This window comes from Streptomyces sp. NPDC037290, from assembly GCF_055603245.1.
Map to the genome: position 1 here is coordinate 321,619 of NZ_JBVJVZ010000005.1, position 23,161 is coordinate 344,779.

The 23,161-nt window shown below is 71.9% G+C and carries 20 protein-coding genes; 10 read left to right on the plus strand and 10 right to left on the minus strand.

From position 1 onward, the window contains the following. Positions 1-9: 9 nt before the first annotated feature. On the minus strand, positions 10-1,593 hold the full coding sequence (locus ACZ7HQ_RS20135) for an MFS transporter (protein WP_470991311.1): 1,584 nt from the start codon (positions 1,591-1,593) through the stop codon (positions 10-12). A 217-nt stretch (positions 1,594-1,810) separates the two neighbouring features. Between ACZ7HQ_RS20135 and ACZ7HQ_RS20140 the strand changes: the two genes are divergently transcribed. From ACZ7HQ_RS20140 to ACZ7HQ_RS20175, 8 genes are all read left to right on the plus strand, one after another. Continuing rightward, positions 1,811-3,133: a beta-ketoacyl-[acyl-carrier-protein] synthase family protein gene (locus ACZ7HQ_RS20140; protein ID WP_470991313.1), complete on the plus strand. Its 1,323-nt coding sequence runs from the start codon at positions 1,811-1,813 to the stop codon at positions 3,131-3,133. Beyond that, complete coding sequence (locus ACZ7HQ_RS20145; protein ID WP_470991315.1) at positions 3,130-4,983, plus strand: CoA-transferase; 1,854 nt, start codon at positions 3,130-3,132, stop codon at positions 4,981-4,983. The genes ACZ7HQ_RS20140 and ACZ7HQ_RS20145 overlap by 4 nt, the downstream gene beginning before the upstream one ends. Before the next feature lie 124 nt (positions 4,984-5,107). After that, positions 5,108-6,085, plus strand: a complete 978-nt coding sequence (locus tag ACZ7HQ_RS20150) for a ketoacyl-ACP synthase III (protein WP_470991317.1) — start codon at positions 5,108-5,110, stop codon at positions 6,083-6,085. 47 nt (positions 6,086-6,132) lie between these two features. Next, on the plus strand, positions 6,133-6,804 hold the full coding sequence (locus ACZ7HQ_RS20155; RefSeq protein WP_470991319.1) for an HAD-IA family hydrolase: 672 nt from the start codon (positions 6,133-6,135) through the stop codon (positions 6,802-6,804). Positions 6,805-6,847: 43 nt separating this feature from the next. Further along, positions 6,848-7,873 (plus strand): AfsA-related hotdog domain-containing protein, encoded by a 1,026-nt coding sequence (locus ACZ7HQ_RS20160; protein ID WP_470991321.1) that lies wholly within the window; start codon positions 6,848-6,850, stop codon positions 7,871-7,873. Then, positions 7,863-8,078 carry a hypothetical protein gene (locus tag ACZ7HQ_RS20165; RefSeq protein WP_470991323.1) on the plus strand — a complete coding sequence of 72 codons (216 nt, stop codon included), beginning with the start codon at positions 7,863-7,865 and terminating at the stop codon, positions 8,076-8,078. Before ACZ7HQ_RS20160 ends, ACZ7HQ_RS20165 begins: the two co-directional genes overlap by 11 nt. Further along, the gene (locus tag ACZ7HQ_RS20170; protein ID WP_470991325.1) at positions 8,075-8,866 is read left to right on the plus strand and encodes an SDR family NAD(P)-dependent oxidoreductase; all 792 of its coding nucleotides are present in this window, start codon (positions 8,075-8,077) and stop codon (positions 8,864-8,866) included. Before ACZ7HQ_RS20165 ends, ACZ7HQ_RS20170 begins: the two co-directional genes overlap by 4 nt. A 279-nt stretch (positions 8,867-9,145) precedes the next feature. After that, entirely contained in the window at positions 9,146-9,919 is a 774-nt protein-coding gene (locus ACZ7HQ_RS20175; RefSeq protein ID WP_470991327.1) for an SDR family oxidoreductase, read from the plus strand. 50 nt (positions 9,920-9,969) lie between these two features. On the opposite strand, the gene ACZ7HQ_RS20180 is transcribed toward ACZ7HQ_RS20175, so the two are convergent. The 5 genes from ACZ7HQ_RS20180 to ACZ7HQ_RS20200 all read right to left on the minus strand — a co-directional run bounded on the left by ACZ7HQ_RS20180 (position 9,970) and on the right by ACZ7HQ_RS20200 (position 13,859). After that, positions 9,970-10,644 carry a response regulator transcription factor gene (locus ACZ7HQ_RS20180; protein WP_470991330.1) on the minus strand — a complete coding sequence of 225 codons (675 nt, stop codon included), beginning with the start codon at positions 10,642-10,644 and terminating at the stop codon, positions 9,970-9,972. Further along, complete coding sequence (locus ACZ7HQ_RS20185; RefSeq protein WP_470991333.1) at positions 10,637-11,284, minus strand: sensor histidine kinase; 648 nt, start codon at positions 11,282-11,284, stop codon at positions 10,637-10,639. Before ACZ7HQ_RS20185 ends, ACZ7HQ_RS20180 begins: the two co-directional genes overlap by 8 nt. Positions 11,285-11,418: 134 nt before the next feature. Further along, entirely contained in the window at positions 11,419-12,021 is a 603-nt protein-coding gene (locus ACZ7HQ_RS20190; RefSeq protein WP_470991336.1) for a TetR family transcriptional regulator, read from the minus strand. Positions 12,022-12,255: 234 nt separating this feature from the next. Further along, on the minus strand, positions 12,256-13,236 hold the full coding sequence (locus tag ACZ7HQ_RS20195; RefSeq protein ID WP_470991339.1) for an NAD-dependent epimerase/dehydratase family protein: 981 nt from the start codon (positions 13,234-13,236) through the stop codon (positions 12,256-12,258). Beyond that, positions 13,233-13,859 (minus strand): ScbR family autoregulator-binding transcription factor, encoded by a 627-nt coding sequence (locus ACZ7HQ_RS20200; protein WP_470991342.1) that lies wholly within the window; start codon positions 13,857-13,859, stop codon positions 13,233-13,235. The genes ACZ7HQ_RS20195 and ACZ7HQ_RS20200 overlap by 4 nt, the downstream gene beginning before the upstream one ends. 218 nt (positions 13,860-14,077) lie before the next feature. Between ACZ7HQ_RS20200 and ACZ7HQ_RS20205 the strand changes: the two genes are divergently transcribed. Continuing rightward, positions 14,078-15,013 carry a ScbA/BarX family gamma-butyrolactone biosynthesis protein gene (locus ACZ7HQ_RS20205; protein WP_470991345.1) on the plus strand — a complete coding sequence of 312 codons (936 nt, stop codon included), beginning with the start codon at positions 14,078-14,080 and terminating at the stop codon, positions 15,011-15,013. A gap of 41 nt (positions 15,014-15,054) precedes the next feature. Here ACZ7HQ_RS20205 and ACZ7HQ_RS20210 read toward each other — a convergent pair whose 3' ends face one another. Together ACZ7HQ_RS20210 and ACZ7HQ_RS20215 are read right to left on the minus strand one after the other, a co-directional pair. After that, positions 15,055-16,626 carry a sodium:solute symporter family protein gene (locus tag ACZ7HQ_RS20210; protein WP_470991348.1) on the minus strand — a complete coding sequence of 524 codons (1,572 nt, stop codon included), beginning with the start codon at positions 16,624-16,626 and terminating at the stop codon, positions 15,055-15,057. A gap of 139 nt (positions 16,627-16,765) precedes the next feature. Next, the gene (locus ACZ7HQ_RS20215; RefSeq protein WP_470991353.1) at positions 16,766-17,554 is read right to left on the minus strand and encodes an SDR family oxidoreductase; all 789 of its coding nucleotides are present in this window, start codon (positions 17,552-17,554) and stop codon (positions 16,766-16,768) included. 74 nt (positions 17,555-17,628) lie between these two features. Here ACZ7HQ_RS20215 and ACZ7HQ_RS20220 point away from each other — a divergent pair, with 74 nt between their 5' ends. Further along, complete coding sequence (locus ACZ7HQ_RS20220) at positions 17,629-18,468, plus strand: hypothetical protein (protein WP_470991356.1); 840 nt, start codon at positions 17,629-17,631, stop codon at positions 18,466-18,468. Positions 18,469-18,471: 3 nt separating this feature from the next. Here ACZ7HQ_RS20220 and ACZ7HQ_RS20225 read toward each other — a convergent pair whose 3' ends face one another. Both ACZ7HQ_RS20225 and ACZ7HQ_RS20230 read right to left on the minus strand, forming a co-directional pair. Next, positions 18,472-20,358 (minus strand): MFS transporter, encoded by a 1,887-nt coding sequence (locus ACZ7HQ_RS20225; RefSeq protein WP_470991359.1) that lies wholly within the window; start codon positions 20,356-20,358, stop codon positions 18,472-18,474. Positions 20,359-20,576: 218 nt separating this feature from the next. Next, positions 20,577-23,060, minus strand: a complete 2,484-nt coding sequence (locus tag ACZ7HQ_RS20230) for a D-alanyl-D-alanine carboxypeptidase (protein WP_470991361.1) — start codon at positions 23,058-23,060, stop codon at positions 20,577-20,579. Between the last annotated feature and the right edge of the window lie 101 nt (positions 23,061-23,161).

The following is a 23,161-nucleotide window of genomic DNA, read 5'->3' on the forward strand; positions in this document are numbered from 1 at the left end:
CCTTCCTTGTCAGACCAGGGCCGGCTGCTCGGCCTGGCTCCCGGAGCCGGACCGCGTCGCCTCCTCGGCCGCGGGCGCCTTGTGCCGTGCGCCGACGACGGCCACCAGCACGGTCACGGCCGCGCAGAAGACGGCCATGGTCCACAGCGCCCAGTGCAGGCCGTCGGTGTAGGCGCTGCTCGCGATGGCGCGGAAGGAACCGCGCATCCCGCTCGGCACGGTGGCGGCCGGGGCGTCGAGCTGCCCCTGGTTCACCAGGGCGGCCAGCGCGGCGGGGTCGTGCGCGTACCGGCCGGGGAAGGCGTCGAGGCGGTGGCCGAGCTGCATGCGGGTGAAGGTCACCAGCAGCATGCCGACGACGGCGATCGCCACGGCCTCACCGCCCAGGCGCATCGTGTTGAACATGCCCGCCGCCATGCCGGCCCGGGACGGTTCCACGCTGGAGACGGCCGCGCCGTCCTGCACGCCGAAGGCGATGCCGACGCCGATCCCGATGACCAGGAAGGGGCCGAGGGTGGCCCAGTTGCTGATGCCGGGTTCGATGACCGTCAGCCAGGCCACGCCGAGGGCCGGCAGGCCGACCGACACGGTCACCAGGTGCCGTACCGGGATCCAGCGCTGGAGGTAGCCGGTGATCAGCGGGAAGAAGATGGTGGGCACGGTGACCATCAGCAGGTCTACGCCGGCGTGCATGGTGGTCTGCGCGTTGACGGCGGTCAGATAGCTCGGCAGGTAGACCAGCAGCGGCGTGAAGCCGGCGACCATGGCCACGGCGGCGGCGCACAGCGAGGCGAACCGGGGCTGGCGCAGCAGGGAGAGGTCGGCCATCGGGCGCTCCTGGCTGCGTTCGGCGACGACGAAGGCGACGAACAGGACGAGGCAGGCGATGAACCCGCTGACGACCAGCCAGTGATCCCAGCCCAGTTCGGGGCCTTCGAGGAGTGCCGCGATCAGCGCGGCCAGGGCGCAGGTGAGGGTGCTGGTGCCGGCCCAGTCGACCCGGGTGGCCTCCGGGTCACGCGACTCCGGCAGCAGGCCGGACAGGGCGACGACGACGCCACCGACGATCGCGGGGACCAGGAAGATCGCCCGCCAGCCGAAGGCGGTCGACAGGGCACCGGAGACGAACGGCCCGAACGCCTGGCCGATGCCGACGGCCGTGCCGAAGAGGCCGAACGCCTTGGCGCGGGCCGGGCCGGTGAAGATCTGGGCGAGCAGCGCGCTGCCGGAGGTGAGGACGGCGGCCGCGCCCACGCCGGCCACGGCCCGGGCCGCGTCCAGCAGGACGATCCCGCCCGAGAGCGCGGAGACGAGCGACGCCCCCGCGAAGACGGCGCTGCCGACGGCGAAGACCTTCCGGCGGCCGAACCGGTCCGCGAAGGCTCCGGTGGCGAGCATGAAGCTGGCGAACGTCAGGTCATAGCCGTTCACGATCCACTGGCCGGCGGAAAGGCTGTTGTGGAAATCGCTCGCCACGCCCGGCATCGAAATGGAGGCGCCCGTCAGTGAGATCGGGAGAAGAAAGCAGGCGAGTACGACAATTCCGAGACTGAGTGTGGGGTGTCGTACGTCGGAAGGTGAGGTGTCCGTCATCGTATTCCTTGTCGTTGGCGGAGTACCGGCGGGGGGACCGCGGGGGACCTCACCAAGCTACGGACGCGCGACGCGGCGGGGAATTCCTCTTTGGGCGACCCCCGGTGTCACTTTCGAAACCCCTCCGCCCGGCCCGGTACCGGCAGTACCGGATTCCCGGTGAAAGAGTACCCGGCGGCCCATGGCAGAGCATTTCGCGGCTCCTAGTGTTTTCGGCATGACGAACAGTGAATTCGAGATACACCCATCGGCGAGTTCGGCGTCGTCCTTCCTGGCGTCGGGCAACGAGCGCATCGTGGTCACGGGAATCGGTGTCGTTCTTCCGAACACCTCCTCGGTCGACCAGTTCTGGGCGAACATCTCGGGCGGCAGGTCCCAGGTGGGCCGGCTCACCCGGTTCGACGGCGCGCAGGCGGGACTGCCGGTGTACGCGGCGGCCGAGATCAACGGCTTCGACCACCACCCCTTCCTGCCGGAGCTGACGGACGCGCACGCAGCCAAGTACTCGCGGGAGATCCTCATCGGCATGTCGGCGGTCGCCGAGGCCCGCAGGGACGCCGGGCTCGCCGAGGGCGCACTCGACCCGCGCCGCCTCGGCATCATCATGTCCTCCTCCCGGGGGCCGTTCGCCTGGTGGCGCGACGTGCTCACCGGCGCCGACCCGGACGCCTTCGGCGACAAGGGCGCGATGTTCCGCGGCCTGCCCGGCTGCCCCGCCACCCTGTCGGCCATCTACACCGGCGCCCAGGGCCTGGTCACCACCGTCAGCAACGCCTGCGTCGGCGGCCACCAGGCCGTCCAGCTGGCGCTGCGCGAACTGCGCTCCGGCGCCGCGGACGCCATGCTGGTCGGCGGTCACGAGTTCCCGATCCTGCCGGAGGTCGCCGCCTGCTACCGGGCGATGGGCCACGGGGTGATCTCCTCCGAGCGCGACGACCCGAGCCGCGCGGTGCGCCCCTACAGCGACGACCGCGAGGGCTTCGCGCTCGGCGAGGGCTCCGTCGTGCTGTGCCTGGAGCGGGAGTCGGTCGCGAAGGCGCGCGGCGCCCGGATCTACTCCGAGATCCTCTCGGCCGCCTCCCTCAACGAGGCCGCCCACCCCACCACCATGGACCTGACCGGCAAGGTCACCGCCTCGGTCATCGAGGACGCCCTGGCCGACGCGGGCCGCAGCGCCGACGAGGTCGACTACTTCTGCGCGCACGGCACCGCCACCCGCTACAACGACATCGCCGAGTCGCGTGCGCTGCGTGCCCTGTACCCGGAGCGCAGCGCGTCGAAGCTGCCGCCGCTGAGCTCCAACAAGCCCATCTACGGCCACACGTTCGGCCTGGCGGGCATCATCAACGTCGCCGCGACCAGCCTGATGATCCACCACCGGACGATCGCGCCCACCATCAACTTCACCGCGCCCGACCCCGAGTGCGACCACGACCACGTCTTCGAGGGCCCGCGCCCGGCGGACGTCGGCCTCGCGGTGTCCATGTCGTTCGCCTTCGGCAGCCAGACCGCCGTCGTCGCGCTGGGAGCCCCGTCATGAGCCGGCCCCTGATCGCCGCCGACGTGGACGAACTGGTCCGCGCCCTGGTGCGGCCCGGCGACCACGTCCACCTGGCCGGCACCCCGTCCCGCCCCAACGCGCTCACCTACGCCCTGTGCCGGGCCTTCGGCGCGGACGGCCGCCTCACGGTGTCCACCACCGCCGTGCACTCCTCGGCCCACGCACTCGCGCTGTCCGGCGTCGCACACAAGGTCATCGCCGGTTTCGCCGGGGACACCTACCCCTCGCCCCGCCCCAACCCGCTCTACGCGGACCTGGACAAGGGCGAACCGTTCACCTTCGAGGCCTGGTCGCTGCTCAGTTACGTACAGCGGCTGATCGCCGGCGCCCAGGGCGCCCCCTACGCGGTCACCGGTTCGCTGGCCGGCACGGATCTCGCCGAGGGCAAGCCGGACGTGCTGCACCGGGTGCCCGACCCGGCCCGCCCGGGCCAGGAGGTCACCCTGCTCGCGCCGCTGCGCCCCGACGTGACGCTCGTGCACGGCGTGATCGCCGACGAGGACGGCAACATCGCGCTGGTGCCGCCGCTCGGCGAGGGCGCCTGGGCCGCCTACGCCGCCGAGCGCGGGGTCATCGCCTCCGTCGAGAAGATCGTCAGCCGCGAGGAGCTGCGTGCCGTCAACGACCGCGTGCTGATCCCCGGCCAGCGGGTCCTGGGCCTGACCGAGGCGCCGCTGGGCGCCCACCCGCAGGCCCTGCGCACCGGCCGGCTGGCCGGAGTGGAAGGCTACCTGGACGACTACGCCTTCCTCGAGGAGATCGTCGCCTCCTGCCACGGCGAGGAGCGCGGCAGGGACTGGTACCGGACCTGGGTCACCGGACCCGGCTCGCACGAGGAGTACGTGCGGCGCCTCGGTGCCGGCCGGCGTGCCGCGCTGCGGGTTCCGCCGGCCACGGCGGACGACGACTACGACGCCGACATCGAGGCCTGGGCGGAGATCTACCGCTGCGAGAAGGAGGCCGTCGCACGGGTGTCGCCCGCACGGGAGGGCCGGCCGGCCGCCGTCACGCCCGCCGTCGCCACGCCCGCCGCGGCCGGTGCGTCCCCCGAGCCCGTCGACCCGCCTGTCGCCTCCCGCCAGGAACGCCTGATCGTGCTCGGCGCCCGCGCCGTCGCCGACCGGGTGCGGGAGCACGGTTACGACACCCTGCTCGCCGGGATCGGCACCTCGCACATGGCGGCCTGGCTCGCGGCCGAACTGCTGCGGCCCGGCGGACACGACGTCAAGGTCGTGGCGGAGCTCGGCATGTACGGCTTCCGGCCCGAAGGCGGTGACACCTTCCTGTTCAGCCTGCTGCACGCGCCGTCCAGCGAGATGCTGGCCGGCATCCCGGAGATCCTCGGCGGCATGGTCGCGGCCAACCCCCGGGCGCTGGGTGTCCTGGCCGCCGCCGAGATCGACGAGAGCGGCACGATCAACACCAGCCGCGGCGGGGACGGCCGCTGGCTGACCGGGTCGGGCGGCGCCAACGACATCGCCTCCTCCACCGACTGCGTGGTGATCGCCCCGTCGTCGCGCCGCCGCTATGTCACCGAGGTCGGCTACCGCACCAGCCCCGGCCACCGCATCCGCGAAGTGGTCAGCGACTTCGGCCGCTTCGTCCGGGACGGCGCCGAAGGCGGCTTCCGCCTCGCGACCTGGCTTCCCGCCGACGGGGCGGGCGACGACGGCGACGGCCCGTACGAGCTGTCCCGCCAGGCCGCCCGGGCCGTGGCGGCCCGCACCTCCTGGACCGCCGACACCTCCCGCGTCACCGCGGAGAAGCCGGTGACGGCCGAGGAGCTGACCCTGCTGCGCGCCCTCGACCCGGACGGCCGTTTCCGCTGACGTCCCCTCGCGCCGCACACCCCGTACACGCCCCCAGGGGCACGGGGGACCGCACGACCCGTCACACCGGACCGCAGCCGCCCCACAGCATCCCGCACCACCCACCCACGCAAGGAGCCCGACCATGCACACGCGCACCGAAGCCCGCACCTGGACCGGATCCGGCCTGAAGTTCTCCGGCCTCGGCCACTACTTCCCGCGCCACCACCGCAGTCACGAGGGCGAGGTCACCATCGGCGGCCGCACCTACCCGCCCGAGGCCGCGGCCGAACTGGGCGTGCGCGCCCTCCATGTCGCCGCCGAGGACGAGACGCTGGAGTTCATGGCGGTCCAGGCCGCGAACTCGGCGCTGGCGCACGCCGGTCACGAGGCCGGGGACCTGGACCTGGTGGTCCTGGCCAACTGGACGGACCGGCAGTGGATACCGGAGATAGCGCCAGGGGTGGCGGCCGCGCTCGGCGCCCACGGCGCCCTCGCCTTCGACGTCTGCGGCGCCTGCACCGGCTTCGTGCACGGCGTGCAGACGGCAGCCTCGATGCTGACCGCGCACCCCGGCTGGAAGCGGGCCGTCGTCGTGGCCGCCGACCGGTTCACCCGCCGCGCCCGCCCCGGCACCCGTGGCCAGCTGGTCTTCGGCGACGCGGCCGGCGCGGTGGTCCTGGAGAAGGGCGACCCGGACGACCCGAGCGGGCTGATCGACTCGGTCCTCGACTGCGACGCGTCCGAGGCGGACACGGTCGCCGCCCGCGCCCCCGAGGGCTTCCTGCGGCCGAAGCCGGAGCTCATCGACCTGGCGGTCCGCTCCAGCCTGAAGGTCGCCGACAACGTCCTCACCCGCAACGAGCTGAAGACCGCCGACATCGACTGGCTCGTGCCGCACCCCGGCAACAACGCCATCCACGCCGGCGTACGCGACGGCCTCGACCTGGAGCCGGCCAGGTTCCTCACCAACTTCGCGGAGCGCGGCAACACGGGGTGCGCCTCGATCCCGATCGCGTTGTCCGAGTTCTTCGAGAGCGGCGTCATCAGGAGCGGTGACCTGGTGCTGTCCACCGCCGTCGGCTCCGGCTGGTACTACGGCGGCCTTCTCTACCGCCTGTGACCCCTCCCTCCCCTCTTCCCCCTCCCTCGAACTCCAAGGATCCGGTCATGAGTCCCACGTTCCCCGCCCCCTCCCCGTCCCTGGCCGTCTGGACCGACTTCGGAGGTGTGCTGACCCCGCCGGTCGATGTCACCTTCAGCCAGTTCGCCGACCGCGTCGGCGTCCCGCTGTGGGCGCTGAAGGAGTCGATGCGCCTGGTGGGGGAGAAGTACGGCACCGACTCGATGGGTGTCATCGACATACCGCTGATGGACGAGGCGTCCTGGTCGGGCGAGCTGGAGGACGTCCTCGGCGGCACCTTCGGGCTCGTCGCCGACCTGGAGAACTTCGGCGACCGCTGGTTCGCCGGACGCCCCGCCAACAAGGTCTGGGCCGCGCATCTGGAGACCTTCCGGGCCCGGGGCGCGTTCGTCGGTCTGCTCTCCAACCTTCCGCCGTCGTGGGAGCGGCACCGCCGCTTCATGATCGACGACTCGCACTTCGACGACATCGTCTGCTCCTACGCCGTGGGCAGCCGCAAGCCCGACCCCGAGATCTTCCGGCTCGCCGCCGAGCGGGCCGGACTCCCGCCCCACCAGTGCGTGCTCGTGGACGACCTGGAGAAGAACGTGGCGGGCGCCGTCGCCGCCGGCTGGCAGGCCGTGCACTTCCGTGACGCCGACCAGGCCGCCCGCCAGGTCGCGGGCCTCCTCGACGCGGCCACCCCGGTCACCGCCTGACCCCGCACCGCACGCCCCCTCGACCACCTCACAGGAGCCCGACATGTCCGTACTGCCCCTGCCCGTCAAGCCGGCCCGGACCACCGGCGCGGCCCAGATCCTCTCCACCCAGCGCACGCTGTCCCGTCGCCTGGTCCACCGCTCGGCGCTCGCCGAGGTGTTCCTCACCGACTTCCAGTCCGTCGACGAGAACACCTTCCGGGCAGCCGCCCAACTGCCGCCGCGCCACTTCTACTACAGCGACCACACCGGCCGTCCCGCGATGCACGACCCGCTCGCGGTGTTCGAGAGCGTGCGCCAGATGCTGCTGTGCGCGATGCACCTGCAGCACGACGCCGGCCACGACACCAAGTCCATCACCGCGACGGCCTCCATGGAGATCACCGACCTCGAGCCGCTCCTGGTCCGCGGGCCGCTGGACCTGCTCCTGCTCGGCAGCGTGGAACTCGCCAAGGAGTACCAGGGCGCCATCTCGCGGGTGGTGCACCGGGTGCGGGTCATGGTCGGCGAGCGGCAGGCGGGCGTCATCACCGTCGACACCGCGCAGCGCCCCGACGGCGTGTACGAGAAGCTGCGCATGAGCCACCGGTCCACCCCGCCGCCCTACTCCGACACCCTGTCCGCCCACACCGACGGCGTCGCCCCGCCGCCCTGGCTGGTGGGGCGTGAGCAGGCGGAGAACGTGGTCCTGGAGAACGCCCACGCGAAGGACGGGGCCCTGCACGCGCGGCTGCGCGTCCCGGTCGCCCACCCCAGCATGTTCGAGCACGCCCAGGACCACGTGCCGGGCCCGGTGATGATGGAGGCCGCCCGACAGGCCTCGCTGCTGCTCGCCGCCGACCAGGAGGGCCTGACCCCGTCCGGGCTCTATCTGCAGTACGTGAGCGCCGAGTACCTGCGCTTCGCGGAGCTGGACAGCGACATCACGGTGGTCACCCGGCGGCAGCCGGACCCGGTGGACGGCGGCCGGTGGACCGAGATCGCCTTCGTCCAGCAGGACGAGGACGTCGCCCGGATGCGGGTCCGCCTGGGCAGCACCCGCGGCACCGGAGCCGTCGATGCGCGCTGACACGTCCGCCCGGCCGGCGTCACCGGCCCGCCGCCCCGCCCACCGGGCCGGGGACCCCGGCGGCCCGGCCGCGGCCGGCGCCACCGCCGAACCGCCCGAGCCCCGCGACCGGGACGTCGTACGCCCCGGAGATCTGCCCGTCCTGTCCACCACCGGCGCCGGGCCGACCCGGTCGGCCGCGATCATGGAGGTGTCCTCCCCGTGACGAACCCAACCGCTCCCGCCCCCGTGGAGGACCCGACCGCGCCGTTCCGGCTGGACGGCCGGGTGGCCGTGGTGACCGGGGCCTCCAGCGGTATCGGCGCCCATGTGGCGCGGCTGCTGAGCGCGGCGGGCGCCAGGGTGGCGCTGGCCGCGCGCCGGGAGGCCCCGCTCAAGGAGCTGGCCGGTGAACTGCCCGGCTCGCTCGCCGTGCCCTGCGACGTGACCCGGGCCGAGGACCGCGAGCGCCTGGTCCGCACGGTCACCCGGGAGCTCGGCCCGATCGACGTCCTCGTCAACAACGCGGGCCTGTCGGAGACGGTCCCCGCGGAGACGCAGACCGTGGAGAGTTTCGGCGCCATCCTGGAGGTGAACCTGACGGCGGTGTTCGCGCTGAGCCAGGCCGTCGGCAGGGGCATGCTGGAACGCGGCCGGGGTTCCGTCATCAACATCGCCTCCATCTACGGGATGGTGGCCAGCGGCAGTCTTCCGCAGGCCGCCTACACCGCGTCCAAGGGCGGGGTGGTGAACCTGACCCGGGAGCTCGCCGCCGAGTGGGGCGCGCGGGGCGTGCGGGTGAACGCGCTGTGCCCGGGCTGGTTCTGGTCGGAGATGACCGAGTCGATGCTCGGCAGCGACAAGGGGCGGGCGTGGGTGGAACGCCGTACCCCGATGCGCCGGGCCGGCCGGCTCAGCGAGCTGAACGGGGCGTTGCTGCTGCTCGCCTCGGACGCCGGCTCGTACGTCACGGGGGCCGCCGTTCCGGTCGACGGCGGCTACCTGGCGCTCTGAGGGGCTCCGGCGGCCCGCCGCGTACCCCTTCGGAGGCACGCGGCGGTCCTCGAAGAGGGAATGGCCCGCGCAGGTACGCGCTCATAGCATCGACAGGGCGCGGGGAGGGGACCGAGCCGAGCGCCGGTCACCCGGACAGTCCCGGGAACGCGCAGCCGCCCGGCCATCCCCCGCCCGGGACGGCTGCGACCGGCAGGCCGCCTCTCCCCGCGTCTTCCCCTGGCCGCCGCCTCGTCGCCCGCGGTCCTTGTTTTTCGCATCCCACGGAGGGCACCCATCGTGAGCACGTCTGTCTCCACCGGTCGTTTCCAAGGCCGGGTCGCCCTGGTCACCGGGGCGAGCCGGGGCATCGGTCTCGCCGTCGCCGAACGGCTGGTCGCCGAGGGGGCCCGGGTCTGCGTCACCGCCCGCTCCGCCGGGCCGCTGGCCGACGCCGTCGAGCGCCTCGGCGGTCCCCGGCACGCCGTGGCCGTCGCGGGCCGGGCGGACGACGCCGGCCACCAGGCCGAGGCCGTCGAGCGCACGGTGGCCGCCTTCGGGCGGCTGGACGTACTGGTCAACAACACCGGGATCAACCCGGTGTTCGGCCCCGTCCTCGACCTGGAGGAGTCCGCGTGGCGCAAGGTGTTCGACGTCAATGTGCTGGCGGCCCTGGGCTGGCTGCGCCGCGCTCGTGAGGCGTGGATGGGTGAGCACGGCGGCAGCGTGGTGAACATGACCGCCGTGGCGGGCCTGAAGCCGGCGACCGGGATCGGCGTCTACGGCGCCAGCAAGGCCGCGCTGATCCACCTCACCGAGCAGCTGGGCCAGGAACTCGGGCCGCGCATCCGCGTCAACGCGGTGGCGCCCGCCCTGGTCAAGACCCGTTTCGCCGCGAAGCTCTACGAGGACCGCGAGCAGGAGCTCACCGCGGACTACGCGCTGGGGCGGCTGGGCACGCCGGAGGACATCGCCGCGGCGGTCGCCCATCTGGCCTCGGACGACGCCGCCTGGGTGACCGGCCAGACCCTCGTCGTGGACGGCGGACTGTCGTCCGTCGGCGGAGGGATATGACCGAAGGGCCGGCCGGCCGAGGCGTCGTCCCCTCCCTGCCCATGGCCGGCTCAGCCGGCCATGGGCAGGGAGGGCTTGGTGCGGGGGCGGATGAGCTGGAGTGAGGCCGCCTTGTTCACGGCGTCCAGGCGGGAGACCGCGTCGAGCTTGTCGAAGATCTTGCGCAGATGGCGCTTGACGGTGCCTTCGGTGATGCCCAGCCGGGCCCCTATCTGCCGGTTGCTCAGGGCCTCGGCCACGAGGGTGAGCACCTCGATCTCGCGCTCGGAGATCACCGCGGCCCCCTGGCCGGCTCCCTGGGCGGGGGAGGCGAGCGGCGGCACGGACACGGTGACCACGGTGCGCCCACCGCCGGACCGCTCCCGGATGGCCGCGATCAGGGTCTGGCGGCTGGCGCTCTTGTGCAGGTAGCCGCGGACTCCGAGGGCCAGCAACTGACGGACGAGCGCCGGGTGGTCGTCCATGCTCAGGACGATGATGCGCAGCTGGGGCTGGCGCTCCAGCAGCCTGCGCACGGTGGCCCCCGGATCCTCGTTGTGCGGCATCTGGACGTCGAGCAGGGCGACGTCGGGCCGTAGCCGCGCGGTGGCCTGCAGCGCGGAGGCCGCGTCACCGACGTCCGCGACCACCTCGAAGTCCGGTTCGGCCCGCAGGAGTTCGCACAGCGCCTCGCGCAGCAGCGTGTGGTCGTCCGCGACCAGGATGCGGGTCGTGGTGTCAGTCATGGCAGGCCTTCCTCTGCTTGATGGGGACCCAGCAAGTGATGCGGGTGCCGCGTCCGGGGGCGGTGGTGAGGGTGGTGACACCCCCGAGCGCACGGATCCGTTCCCGCATGCCGAGCAGTCCGTTGGTCGAACCGTGTGCGCCGACGGTGGCGGGGTCGAAGCCGTCACCGTCGTCGGCGACCGAGGCGTGCAGACCCTCGGTGTCCCACGTGACGTGGACGGCGATGCGCCGGGCACGCGCGTGGGCCAGGGCGTTGCGCAGGGCCTCGCGGAGGGTGAGGAAGACGGCGTCCCCCGTCGCGGACGGCAGCGCGAGGGCCGGGCCGTCGATCCGCAGGTCCACCCATGGCTCGCTGAGCTCCATGGACCGCAGGAAGTCACGCAGTGCGGTCTCCAGCGGGACGGAGCCGGCCACCGGCCGTGCGTCGCGCAGCGCCGAGGTCATCCGACGGGTCGCGTACAGCACGTCCACGACGGCGGCCCGCACCTGCTCCAGTCGGGCAACGGTGTCCTGGTCGAACCCCGTTGCCGTGGTCTCCAGCATCTCCAGGCGCCGCAGCGCCAGCGCGAGTCCGCTGCCGATCCGGTCGTGGACCTCACGTGCCAGCAGTTCCCGGACATCTGAGTCGGTGTCCCTCACTGGGTCCTCACTTTCCCCCGTTGGCTTGTCCAGTGCTCCTTACACCTCATGAGAATACAGAGCGCTCTCTTTGTTTACTACCGAGAGTGGGCCTCGCCGGGTACACGTCGGGTAAAGAAAACCGAGAGATCGCTTTACTTTGCGGCGGGTGCCGCGGCGATGCCGTGGCACAGGAGGGGCCACAGCCGCGCCATGGCGGCCGCAGCCCCCGGCGGGTGCTCCCGCCCCTGGGGCGTGCGCGGATGCACCTCGACGGCGGTGAGCAGGTGTGTCACCAGCCCGGCCACCGCGGGCGGGTGGGCGTCGTGATGCAACTCCCCTGCCGCTTCCGCCTCTTTGAGCAGCCGGCGCAGCGCGGGCAGCCAGGAGGAGTGCCAGCCCGGTTCGATGTCCGGCCGCTCCCGGGCCAGCAGGGAGGCGGCGCGTACGACGGCGTCCTCGTCCAGGAGCCGGGCGAGCGCCAGCAGCAGTGCGCCGACGGCCTGCAGCGGGGAGGCCTGTGCGTCGTCCGACGTGTCCGCGACCCGCTCGCGGGCGGTGGTCGCGGCCTGCTCGACGATGGCCTCGGCCAGTTCGCTCTTGCTCGCGAAGTGAAAGGTCAGCGCCCCCATGGAGACCCGGGCGGACTTGCTGATCGCCATCAGGGTGGCCCCGTTGTAGCCCTTGTCGTCCACGACATCGGCAGCGGCCTCGATGAGGGCTTCGCGGGTACGCGTCGCCCTGGCCTGCGTTGCCATGCGCCCTCCAGTGATCTCAGGCGGACCGACCGTCCTGGGGAGGACGGTATCCAGATCCTGACATCAAATCAAAGAGATCGCTCTCTATTCTAGAGGGAGGCGATGCGGCACGCGGAAGCCGCCGCCCCCGGGTGGAACCCGGGGGCGGCGGCTGTCGTCACGGAGCCCTCATGGGGCGGCGGCGGGGCGCCCGACGCGGGGCGCCGGCAGTGGGGCCGGTCAGCCTCCGCCCGGTCAGTTTCCGCCCGGCCGGCATCCGCTGCCGGCGTACGCGCCCGAGCGCCGGTACCAGGAGGCGGCACCGGCGAGCCGCTCCAGCGGGCCCGGCCCGGGATCGGTGTCCAGCAGGTCCCAGATCCGGTCGCTGCGGTAGAAGTGGTCCCTGCCCAGCAGGTCCAACTGCCGCTCCCCCCAACGGCCCGGGGTCCGGGCGAGCAGGGCGCGGCACTCGGCCCAGTCGGCGTCGCCGTGCGCGGGTGCGGCGAGCCCGAGTCCGCTCAGGGTCTCGCGGAGCCGGCCGCTGGAGACCGGTACGGGATGGGCGGCGTGATGCACTCCCCGCACCGGGGAGCTCGCGGTGGCGGCGGCCGCGGCCAGCCGGGCCAGGTCGCCCACGTCCACGAGGGAGAGCAGTCCCGTCCCACCCGCCCACTCGGGCGGGACGCGCTCGGTGAGTTCGGCGAACGCCGGGACGACCCAGCGGTCCCCCTCGCCGAGCACCAGGTTGGGCCGCAGGACGAGCGCGCCGGCCGCGAGGGCCGGGCGTTCGGCGGCGAGGCGGCTGCGGCTCGCCGCGGAGACCGGTTCGGCGTCGGCGCCGTCGACGTCGATCCCGCGGTGCGGACCCGCGCCGTACACCGCGGCCGTGGAGAAGTGGACGATCCGGTCGACACCGGCCTGACGTGCCGCCGCCATGACGGCGGTGGTCCCCTCCAGGTTCACCGCCACGCACTGCCGGGCGTCGGCGCCCACGTACGAGACGGCATGGACGACGGCGTCGACTCCCTCGAACGCACGGGACAGGGACGCCGCGTCGGTGACGTCGGCCCGGACGTGTTCCACGGCGTCGTCGCCCGGCCGTCCGGCGGTGCCGCGCACCAGTGCGCGGACCCGCACGGGACGTACGCCGGGACCCCGCCGGGTGATCAGCCGGCGCAGCACCGCGGAGCCGATGAAGCCCGTGGAACCGGTCACGGCGACGGTCCAGGGTCTCACTGGGCGGTCTCCGGCCCCGGTGTGCCGAAGCCGAGGGTGTCGATCACCTCGGGAGCGGCGACCGCGGGCAGGAAGTACCGCCACAGTTCGACGATCCGTTCCCGCAGGTCCTCGTGCCCCGTGCTGATCTGGGAGAGCAGCTGGGTCCCGCTGTAGGCACCCACCAGCACCCGGGCGAAGCCGGCCGGGTCCACTCCGGGGCGCAGCTCGCCGAGCGCTTCGGCGACGATGAGCTCCTCCTTGAACCGGGTGATCCACAGCTGGTAGGCGGCGTCGTCCTGGATGCCGAAGGCACCCTGTTCGACGGCCAGTCGCACGCCGGCCCGCAGCAGGACGTTGCGCTGCAGCTCCTGGGCCAGTTCGAGGGTGAGGTCGATCAGGTGCTGGAGCCCGCTCCGGCCGCCCAGTTCGGGCAGGTCCGCGGCCTGTTCGGCCATGACCGCCTTGGCCAGGTCCTCCTTGGAGCCGAAGTGGAAGTACAGGGCTCCCATGGTGGACCCGGCCCGCTTGATGATCTTGGTGGTGCTCGTGCCGGTGTACCCCCGGAGGTCGAACTCCTCCGCAGCCGCCCTGATGAGGGCCGCCCTGGTCCGCACCGCGCGCTCCTGCTGAGGCTGCGCCACTGGCCCCTCTTTCCATCAAATAAACAGAGTGCTCTCTAGGTTATACGTCACGCACCGTGACTCTCGCAACTCGGCGACGGCAGCCGCGCAACTTGAGTAGTCCATGATCGACACTTTGCACTCCCTTGAGACTCAACAAACAGAGCACTCTTTATGTTTGAGGGGCGGCGGCCGCTGCAACGGCCGCAGCACTCACATACGTCTTAGGGGGATTCCGTATGTCCAGCACCATTCAGCGCGTCCACACCACCGCCCCTACGTGGGCACCGGTGACCCAGGAGCAGGTGCACAAGCACACCGCCTCCGAGGTACTTCTGACGTCGTGGTGCCAGCGCGGGAACGACGCCTTCACCGTTCTGGCCGACTGGCCGCAGAACCACAGCTTCTACGGGCCGCGGCACGGCCTGCACGACCCGATGCTGGTGGCCGAGTCGGTCCGCCAGTGCATACCGCTGCTCAGCCATGTCGCCTACGACGCCCCGGCGGGACACCGCCAGTCCTGGAGCCACTTCAGCTTCGCGCTGACCCCCGCCGCCCTGGCCGCCGGCCCCGGCCCGGCCGAGGTCGAACTCCGAGTCACCTGCCAGGACGTCGTCCGGCGCATGGGCCGGCTGGCCTCGTTGCGGATGCAGGTCGACGTGGTGCGCGACGGTGTCCGGGTCGGTACCACCCAGAGCCGGTTCGCCAACCACGCCCCCGCGGTCTACCGACGCCTGCGGGGGGCCTACGCGGACCTCGGCGGCGCCGTGGCCCGCGCCCTGCCGCTGCCTCCGCCGGCCGCCCCCACGCAGGTCGCGCGCGAGGACTTCGCCGACGTCGTGCTCTCGCCGACCGACTCCCCCCGGCGCAGCCAGATGCGCGTCGACCTCAACCACCCCGTGCTCTTCGACCACCCGGTCGACCACGCCCCCGGCATGCTGCTCCTCGAGGCGGCACGCCAGGCCGCCCACTCGGTGGTGCAGCAGTCGGCGGCGGTCATCGCCATGGACGTGGTGTTCTCCCGGTACGCCGAACTCGACGCGCCCTGCTGGATCCACACCGACCCGCTCCCGGCGGACCGGCCCGGCCGGCACCGGGTCCTGATCACCGCCGTCCAGAACGACATCTGTGTCTTCTCCAGCCTCACCACTCTGGTGAGCCTGCCGGTGAGCTGAGCTCAGCCGAGCCGAGCCGAGCAGGGTGAGCGAGCGGCGGTCTACAAGGGCTGGTGGGGCGTTCCCACGATGTCGTCGCGCGCGCCGGCCGGCACCGGCACGGCCGCCACCGCGTCCCCGTCGGTGTTGACCCTCTCGATGATCGCGAGACGCTCCGGCGTGTCCTCCGGCTTCGCGTACCCGATGGCGACGTAGAGGACGAGGGACACCGCCAGCGGCACCGACACCTGGTACTGCAGCGGCACGCCACCGGAGACGTGCCCGTTGATGGGGTAGTTGACCAGCCAGAACGCCAGCAGTCCGGCCGCCCAGCTGGTCAGCGCCGCCGTGGGGCCGGAGCGGCGGAAGGGGCGGAGCAGACCCAGCATCATCGGGATCGCGATCGGGCCCATCAGACCGGCCACCCACTTGATGACGACCGTGATGATGTCCTTGAAGGCGGGGGAGTTGACCTGGGTGGCCACCGCCATGGACAGGGCCAGGAAGACGACCGTCGTGACGCGGGCCGCGATCAGCCCCGAGCGCTGTCCCCACGCCCGCGCACGAGCGGACACCACCGGCGCCACGTCCCGCGTGAACACCGCCGCGATCGCGTTGGCGTCGGAGGAGCACATGGCCATCGTGTGGGAGAAGAAACCGACGATGACCAGGCCCAACAGGCCATGCGGCAGCAGCTGTTCGGTCATCAGGCCGTAGGAGTCGGAGCCGTCCGGCTTCTGGGCGTGGACCAGCAGCGGGGACATCCACATGGGGAAGAACAGCACGACCGGCCAGACCAGCCACAGCACCGACGACAGCCGGGCCGACCGCTCGGCCTCGCGCGCGCTGCCCGTCGCCATGTAGCGCTGCGCCTGGTTGAGCATGCCGCCGTTGTACTCGAAGAGCTTGATGAAGAGGAAGGCGAGGAGGAACACCGTGCCGTAGGGGCCGACCAGCGGCTTGCCGTGGCCGTGCAGCGCCGGCTGGTTCCAGGCGTCGAGGAAGCCGATGTGCTTGTCGCTCAGCTTCAGGACCACGGCGACGAACATCGAGACGCCGGCGAGCAACTGGATGACGAACTGGCCGAGTTCGGTCAGCGCGTCCGCCCACAGGCCGCCGATCGTGCAGTACACGGCGGTGATCGCGCCGGTGATGAGGATGCCCTGGTTCAACGAGACGCCCGTGAACACCGACAGCAGCGTGGCGATCGCCGCCCACTTGGCGCCCACGTCCACGATCTTCAGCAGCATCCCGGACCAGGCGAGGGCCTGCTGGGTCGGGAGGTTGTAACGGTTCTTCAGGTACTCCAGCGGGGAGGCCACCTGGAGCCGGGAGCGCAGTCGGTTGACGCGCGGCGCGAACAGCTTCGACCCGACGGCGATGCCGAGCGCGATGGGGAAGGACCAGGTGACGAAGGAGGTGACGCCGTAGGTGTAGGCGATACCCGCGTACCCGGTGAACATGACCGCGCTGTAGCCCGACATGTGGTGCGAGATGCCGGACAGCCACCAGGGCATCCTGCCGCCGGCCGTGAAGAAGTCGGAGACGTTGTCCACGCGCTTGTGCGACCAGACGCCGATCGCGACCATCACACCGAAGTAGCCGATGAGTACGGCCCAGTCGAGACTGTTCATGTGCTCGATCGTGGGTGCGGTCACATGAACACGACAAGCAAGGAGAGGGTCAAGTCGCGGTAAAATCGTTCGGTTTGATGACCGCAGTTCACCTACATGAACTCATCCCTGAATGCACCACCCTGCGGCGCGAGAGGGGTCACCGCATCAGCTCCCCCGCGTTGACCAGCAGGGACTGCCCGGTGATGGCCCGGGCGCGGTCCGAGGACAGGAACACCGCGGCATCCGCCACATCCCCGTCGGTCGCCAGCTCCGGCAGCGCCATCCGCTGTGTCAGCCGCCCCAGTACCTCCGCCTCCGGCACCCCTTCCGTCCGCGCGGTGAACTGGACGTACGCCTGCACCGGCGGTCCCCACATCCAGCCGGGCAGCACGGTGTTGACCCGGATCCGGTGCGGCCCCAGTTCCCGCGCCAGCGAGTACATCGCGCTGGTCAGCGCCCCCTTCGAGGCGGCGTACGCGGCCTGCTTCACCTGGGAGGGCGCGGCGACGGCCGACTGTGTCCCGACGAAGACCACCGAACCGCCCCCGCCCGCCCTCAGCGCCGGCAGGCACGCCCGGGTCATCCGCAGGGTGCCCAGCAGGTTCACGTCGATGACCGACTGCCAGGTCGCGAAGTCCGCGTCCTCGATGCCGCCGAAGTGGGAGTCCCAGGCCGCGACGTGGACCACCGCCTCGATGCCGCCGAACCGCTCCACCGCCAGGGCCGCCAGCGCCGCGCACTGGTCCTCGTCGGTGATGTCCGCCGTCCGGTACGCCGTGCGCGTGCCGGCCGGGTCGATCTCGGCGGCGCTCTTGGCGAGGTTCGCCTCGGTGCGCGCCCCGAGCACCGCGTTCCCGCCGTCCCGTACGACGGCCGCGGCGACCTGGTGGCCGAGACCGGCGCCGACTCCCGAGACGACGACGGTCTTGCCTGCGAGCAGGGACATCGGTGCCTCCCGCGGTATGGCGCTTTATCTGATGGAGCGTCAGAGTATGGGTCACGGCAGGAAAGGGGAACCGTATGAGCGACGAGACCCGCAGCGAGCTGTACGGCGAGCTCGCCGCCGTGGGCCCGTACGGCGTGCACCCGGGCCACGCCCTGATCACCATGGTCGAGCCGCACCCCGGCCACGAGTACGCCTACAACCGCTGGTACGAGGACGACCACTACTACGCCGGCGCGATGGCCATGCCCTGGATGTACGCGGGCCGCCGCTGGGTGGCGACCCGGGACCTGCAGCTGCTGCGCCACCCGGAGAAGTCGGCCGTCGCCCAGCCGGTCACCGCCGGCTGCTACCTCTCCACCTACTGGATCACCGACGGGCGCTACGCCGACCACATGAGGTGGACCGTCGCCGTCAACAGGCGCCTGGGCCGCGACGCCCGGGTCTACCACGACCGCACCCACGTCTTCACGGCCTTCCAGGACCACGAGACGACGGTGTACCGGGACGGCGCGGCGGGCCCCCGGGACTTCCACGCCCTCGACCACCCGTACGCCGGGCTGGTGCTGGAGGTGATCGACAGCGAGTCGGCCGGGCAGCGGGCCGAGCTGCTCCGGTGGCTGCGCGGCCGGCACCTGCCCAGGCGGCTGTCCGGCTCCCCGGCCGCGATGGTCACCGTGTTCCGGCCCACCCCGCTGCCCGGCGACCGCATGACCTACGTCCGGCAGGTCGAGGGCGTGGACACCCGGCTGACCCTGCTGTGGTTCCTGCAGAGCGACCCGCGGGAGTGCTGGGCGGACCACTTCACCGGGCTGGACACGGACGTCTCCGGCTCCGGGCTGGGCCGGGTGGAGCTGGTGGCGCCCTTCATCCCGACGATCCCGGGCACGGACACCTACGTGGACCGGCTGCGCTGAGGCTCAGGGTGACTTGAGGGCGTCCGGGCAGGGCGTGCCCCGGGGCAGCTGGTACGGCGCGGCCAGCCGGTAGGTGCCGGGCTTCGGCGCCAGCAGCATGGTCCACTTGTCGCCCTTGGCGTCCTCCGGCGTCTCCATCAGGCACCCGTTGGCGTTGACGTACGTCTTCGCCCTCGTCTCCTGCGGCGCCTTCAGGCTCTTGCCGTGCGCGTCGACGATGCTCAGCCACGGCGAGTACGGGATCCGGATCAGGATCCGCCCGGCCTTGCGCACCCGCAGTGTCATCTCGCCCTGCCCGGCGCGGTCCACCACGGCGTCGGGCTCGGCGAGCGGCGTCGCATCCGTCATCCGGAACAGCTGCCAGTTGGCGTCGCCCCAGACCTGCTTCAGATACGGCATACCGCGCCGGAGCAGTTGCCGCTCGCGCTCGCCGCCGTCGCCGTCCGGGTCGTCCTTCGGCAGGACGACGAAGTGGACGGCCCAGCGCTGGAGCCACTCATGGTAGTTAGCCGAGTTGAGAGTGTCGTCGTAGAAGAGCGGGTTGCGCTCCATGTCCGCCTGCCGGTTCCAGCCCCGGGCCAGGTTGACGTACGGCGCGAGCGCGGACGCCTCGCGGTGCGAGCGGGCCGGGACGACCTCGACGCGGCCCTTCTCGGCGCCGGCCTTCTGCAGCTGGTGGACGAGCGGGGCCAGCTCCCGCGCCCACGCGGCCGGCCTCGTGTGGATGATGTCGTCGACCGTCTTGAAGCCGATCCAGCCGGTGAACCCGAGGAACGCGAGCACGGTCGCGTACCACCTGCGCGACTTCGGCACGGTGAACGGCAGCGCGGCCACCAGCGTCGCCCCGGCGAACAGCATCGGCAGCCGGGAGATGTTCGACCCGATCTGCGAGTTGATCAGCCACACCAGGACCACGCCGACGCTGTAGACGGCGGCGGTCAGCCGGACGGTCACCCACTCCTTCGGCGCCAGGAACAGGCACAGCAGCCCGTACAGCAGGGGGAGGATCACCGAGCCGATCGTCATCGGCTGGGTGCCGGAGAAGGGGAAGAGGAAGTAGGAGGCGGCGACCACCGCCGTCGGGGCGAGCCCCAGCGCCCAGGCGCCCGGCCGTCGCTTCTGCAGGAACAGGGCGGCCGCGACCAGGCCCACGAACAGCCCCGAGACGGGCGAGGCCATGGTGGAGAGACCGGCCAGTGGGGCGGCCACCGTCGCCTTCGCCCAGCGTTTGTACCGCCATCGGTACGGCCAGCAGAAGACGGCCGCGACGGCGCCGAGCGCGAACATCGTGCCGAGACCGAAGGTCACCCGGCCCGAGATCGCGTTGCACAGCAGCGCGAAGACCCCGGCGAGGGAGGTCCACAGCGGGTTCCGCACGGCCCGGCTGCGGATCATGACCAGCGTCAGCAGGCCCGCCGAGACGGTCCCGGCGATCATCATCGTCGTACGGACGCCGAGGACGGCCATCAGGTACGGCGACACCACGCTGTACGACACCGGGTGCATGCCGCCGTACCAGGCGAGGTTGTACGCCGAGTCCGGGTGCCGGCCGACGAACTCCGCCCAGGCGTCCTGGGCCGCGAGATCACCGCCGCTGTTCGCGAACGTGAAGAACCAGATGATGTGCAGGACACCCGCGAGGGCCGTCATGGACAGCACGGGGTGGGCGAGCAGCCGCTGGCGGAGGGGCTCGGCCGCGGCGAGGAGACGCGCGGGTCCGCGCGGGGGGACGACGGGACGATCACTGTCGGCAGGACCGTCCGGCAGGCCGGTGCGGCCGTCCGGGAGGTCGGTGCGACGCTCCGGATCAGCTGTGGACAGACGTATTCGCGGGCCGGATCCCGGGCCCGGATCGGCGTCGTCGGCGCGTGTCGGCTCCGCTGTGGCCACCTGAAGGCACTCCCCGTGTCCCGTCTTTTGTTCTCGGCCGTGTTCCATGGTCTTTCCGGCCGCTTCCCGTCCAGTTCGCGGCCGTGTCCCGCTGACCGCCGACCTGCCCCGATTCGTGACGCTAGCACGCGCGTCTTTTCACGGCGCGGCGCGCCCGTCGCGGGGCCCCTGGGCGGGGCGCCGCGAACGGGGCGCGGGGCGGTTTGGCGGTGGTGCGGTCAGCCCAGACGGGTCAGCTTGGCGCCGAACCCGGGCTCGGCCAGATCCTTCTGCAGGGCCACCGGGACCTTGACCGCGCCGGCCGAGCCGTCACCCACGGTGAGGGTGCCGACCTCCGTGCCGGCCTTCGCCGTGTGCGGCACCTCGCCCGGGGAGAAGGACAGCTTCACCCGCAGCCCCGGCCAGCCGGCCGCCGTCACGTCCTTGGTGGCGACCACCGGGGTACGGCCGCCGAGGCCGTCGTCGACGTACCCGACGACGGCGCCCTTCTTCAGGATCGTCGCCGACGTCAGCGCGCCCTGCCCGGCGCGGATCAGCTGGTCGGCGGCGTTCACCGCCCCGGTGAGGATGGAGTGGTCCTTGGGGTCCGCGGGCTGGCGGATCACGGCGCCGACGATGGTCCGCGTCTCGCCGCCGACGTCCTGCTTCGCCGCGAAGACCAGGTTGCCGAGGGCGGAGCTGGTGGTGCCCGTCTTGATCCCGACGACGTTGTTGCGTCCGACCAGACGGTTCCAGTTGGGGTGGTTGTCCCCCTTGTAGTCGTTGTACGACATCATCGCCGCGACCTCCCGGAAGGCGGGCACGGTCATCGCGGCCTTGGCCAGCTTCACCTGGTCCACGGCCGTGCTGACGGTCGAGTCCGTCAGGCCCGAGGGGTCGGTGTACGTCGTGTTCGTCATGCCGAGGTCCTTGGCGGCGGCATTCATCTTCGCCACGAACGCCTTCTCGGAACCGGCGTCCCAGCGGGCCAGCAGCCGGGCGACGTTGTTCGCGGAGGCGATGAGGATGCCCTCCAGGGCCTCGCGCTGGGAGATCGAGTCACCGGCGGTGACGCTGACCGTGGACTCCTGGCCCGCGTTCGACTGCTGCTCGGCAGGCTTGTCGATCTTTATCTTGGGGCCGTCCGCGCCGGACTTGAGGGGGTGGTCGCGCAGCACGAGGTACGCGGTCATCACCTTCGCGACACTCGCGATCGGCACGGGCTTCTGGGTGCCGGAGGAGCCGAAGGTACCGATGCCCTGCACGTCCAGGGCGGCCTGGCCGTCGGACGGCCACGGTATGTCCACCTTGCCGCCGGTGAAGGTGTACTCGGGCTTCGCCGTGAGGCCGAGCGTGGGCCGGGGGAGCGGGCGGAAGGTCTGTACGACCGCGAAGACGACCGCCAGGAGCAGGACCAGGGGGGTCCAGATCTTGACCCGGCGCACGAGCGTGCGGACCGAGGTCTCCGGGGGCGGCGGCGTGTTCGTCAGCTCCGCGAGGAGGTCCAGCGGGGGCTTCGGGGGAAGCGGCTGCTGGGTGGTGCGCTCGGGACCGACCTGGGGGACGGGGGTGGTGGCGTCCGGCTTGGCGGCCGGGGCGATGTCGTTCTTGAGCGCGACGAACTTGCTGGTGCGCTCGGGGTCGGACTCGGGGGCCTTCGGTGTCTTCGGGGCGTCCGGCTTGCTGCCGAGCTTGAGCATGGTCGTCGGCTGGTCGACCTGCGGAGCCGGCTTGGGGGGTATCGCCTTGAAGACGGTGGTGGGGTGGTCGACGGCATCCTGCGGAGCTTCGGCGCCCTCCGCCTCGGCTTCGCCTTCGGCGCCCTCGCCCTCGCCCTCGCCCTCGGCCTTGGCTTCGGTGTTCGTCTCCTCCGCCTCGGCTTCGCCTTCGGCGTCGGTCTCGTTCCCACCCGCACCACCCGTGCGGGTTTCGTTGTCGGCTGCGGGTGGCCCCTGTGGGGTGTCGTCGCCGTCGGCGTCCTCGGACTCCTCGGCACCGGCGGCGGCCTTGGAGCCGGCCTCGTCCTCGGGTTCGGCGGCGTCGGCCTTCTGCGACGTGGCGTCGGCCTTCTCCGGCTTGGCTTCGGCGTCGGCCGTCTCTGTCTTCGCTTCGGCTTCGGCCTTCTCCGGCTCGGCTTCACCGTCGGCTTCGGCGTCGGCCTTCTCTGTCTTGGCTTCGGCGTCGGCCTTCTCCGGCTCGGCTTCGGCTTCGGCGTCGGCCTTCTCCGGCTCGGCTTCGGCTTCGGCGTCGGCCTTCTCCGGCTCGGCTTCGGCTTCGGCTTCTGCGTCGGCTGTTTCTGGCTTCGCGTCAGCGTCAGGGGTGACGGCCGAGTCGGCTGCGGAGTCGGCGGCAGCCTCCGGCTGCGGTTCCGCAGCCGGCTGTTCGCTGTCCTCGTCCGTGGCCGCCGAGTTGTCCTCAGGGATGTCCGCGGCGCGAACCCACGCCGAGACCGCCTCGCGGAGGGCGTTGTCCTCCTCGGGGGTTTCCTGGGACTTCCCGTCACGTACCGACAGGATCTTCGTCGCGGTGTCCACGCCGCTCGACGAGGAATCCTTTTCGCGGGAGACCGCGAGGCGCGGATCGCGGGCCTCGGGAACCGGACCCGAGCTCCCCGACGTCGGTTCTGCCGACGACTGACGCTGCTTCGACCTGTCGGGGGACTCGCCCGCCACCGATGCCTCCTCCTGCGCCGCACGCCCACGCGCGCGCCCTGTCCGAACCATGTACCAGTGTCCTGTGTGAGGGCTTGGCCCCTGCGGTAGACGAGAACGACATACCTACCGGTTCCCTCACGAACCGGTCACGCACCCTCGACAGACCAATG

What these genes read in the sequence shown, in the direction of transcription:
- ACZ7HQ_RS20135 (WP_470991311.1), bottom strand. Translation starts at nt 1,593, where the DNA reads ATGACGGACACCTCACCTTCCGACGTACGACACCCCACACTCAGTCTC.
- ACZ7HQ_RS20140 (WP_470991313.1), top strand. Translation starts at nt 1,811, where the DNA reads ATGACGAACAGTGAATTCGAGATACACCCATCGGCGAGTTCGGCGTCG.
- ACZ7HQ_RS20145 (WP_470991315.1), top strand. Translation starts at nt 3,130, where the DNA reads ATGAGCCGGCCCCTGATCGCCGCCGACGTGGACGAACTGGTCCGCGCC.
- ACZ7HQ_RS20150 (WP_470991317.1), top strand. Translation starts at nt 5,108, where the DNA reads ATGCACACGCGCACCGAAGCCCGCACCTGGACCGGATCCGGCCTGAAG.
- ACZ7HQ_RS20155 (WP_470991319.1), top strand. Translation starts at nt 6,133, where the DNA reads ATGAGTCCCACGTTCCCCGCCCCCTCCCCGTCCCTGGCCGTCTGGACC.
- ACZ7HQ_RS20160 (WP_470991321.1), top strand. Translation starts at nt 6,848, where the DNA reads ATGTCCGTACTGCCCCTGCCCGTCAAGCCGGCCCGGACCACCGGCGCG.
- ACZ7HQ_RS20165 (WP_470991323.1), top strand. Translation starts at nt 7,863, where the DNA reads ATGCGCGCTGACACGTCCGCCCGGCCGGCGTCACCGGCCCGCCGCCCC.
- ACZ7HQ_RS20180 (WP_470991330.1), bottom strand. Translation starts at nt 10,644, where the DNA reads ATGACTGACACCACGACCCGCATCCTGGTCGCGGACGACCACACGCTG.
- ACZ7HQ_RS20190 (WP_470991336.1), bottom strand. Translation starts at nt 12,021, where the DNA reads ATGGCAACGCAGGCCAGGGCGACGCGTACCCGCGAAGCCCTCATCGAG.
- ACZ7HQ_RS20205 (WP_470991345.1), top strand. Translation starts at nt 14,078, where the DNA reads ATGTCCAGCACCATTCAGCGCGTCCACACCACCGCCCCTACGTGGGCA.
- ACZ7HQ_RS20210 (WP_470991348.1), bottom strand. Translation starts at nt 16,626, where the DNA reads ATGAACAGTCTCGACTGGGCCGTACTCATCGGCTACTTCGGTGTGATG.
- ACZ7HQ_RS20215 (WP_470991353.1), bottom strand. Translation starts at nt 17,554, where the DNA reads ATGTCCCTGCTCGCAGGCAAGACCGTCGTCGTCTCGGGAGTCGGCGCC.
- ACZ7HQ_RS20220 (WP_470991356.1), top strand. Translation starts at nt 17,629, where the DNA reads ATGAGCGACGAGACCCGCAGCGAGCTGTACGGCGAGCTCGCCGCCGTG.
- ACZ7HQ_RS20230 (WP_470991361.1), bottom strand. Translation starts at nt 23,060, where the DNA reads ATGGTTCGGACAGGGCGCGCGCGTGGGCGTGCGGCGCAGGAGGAGGCA.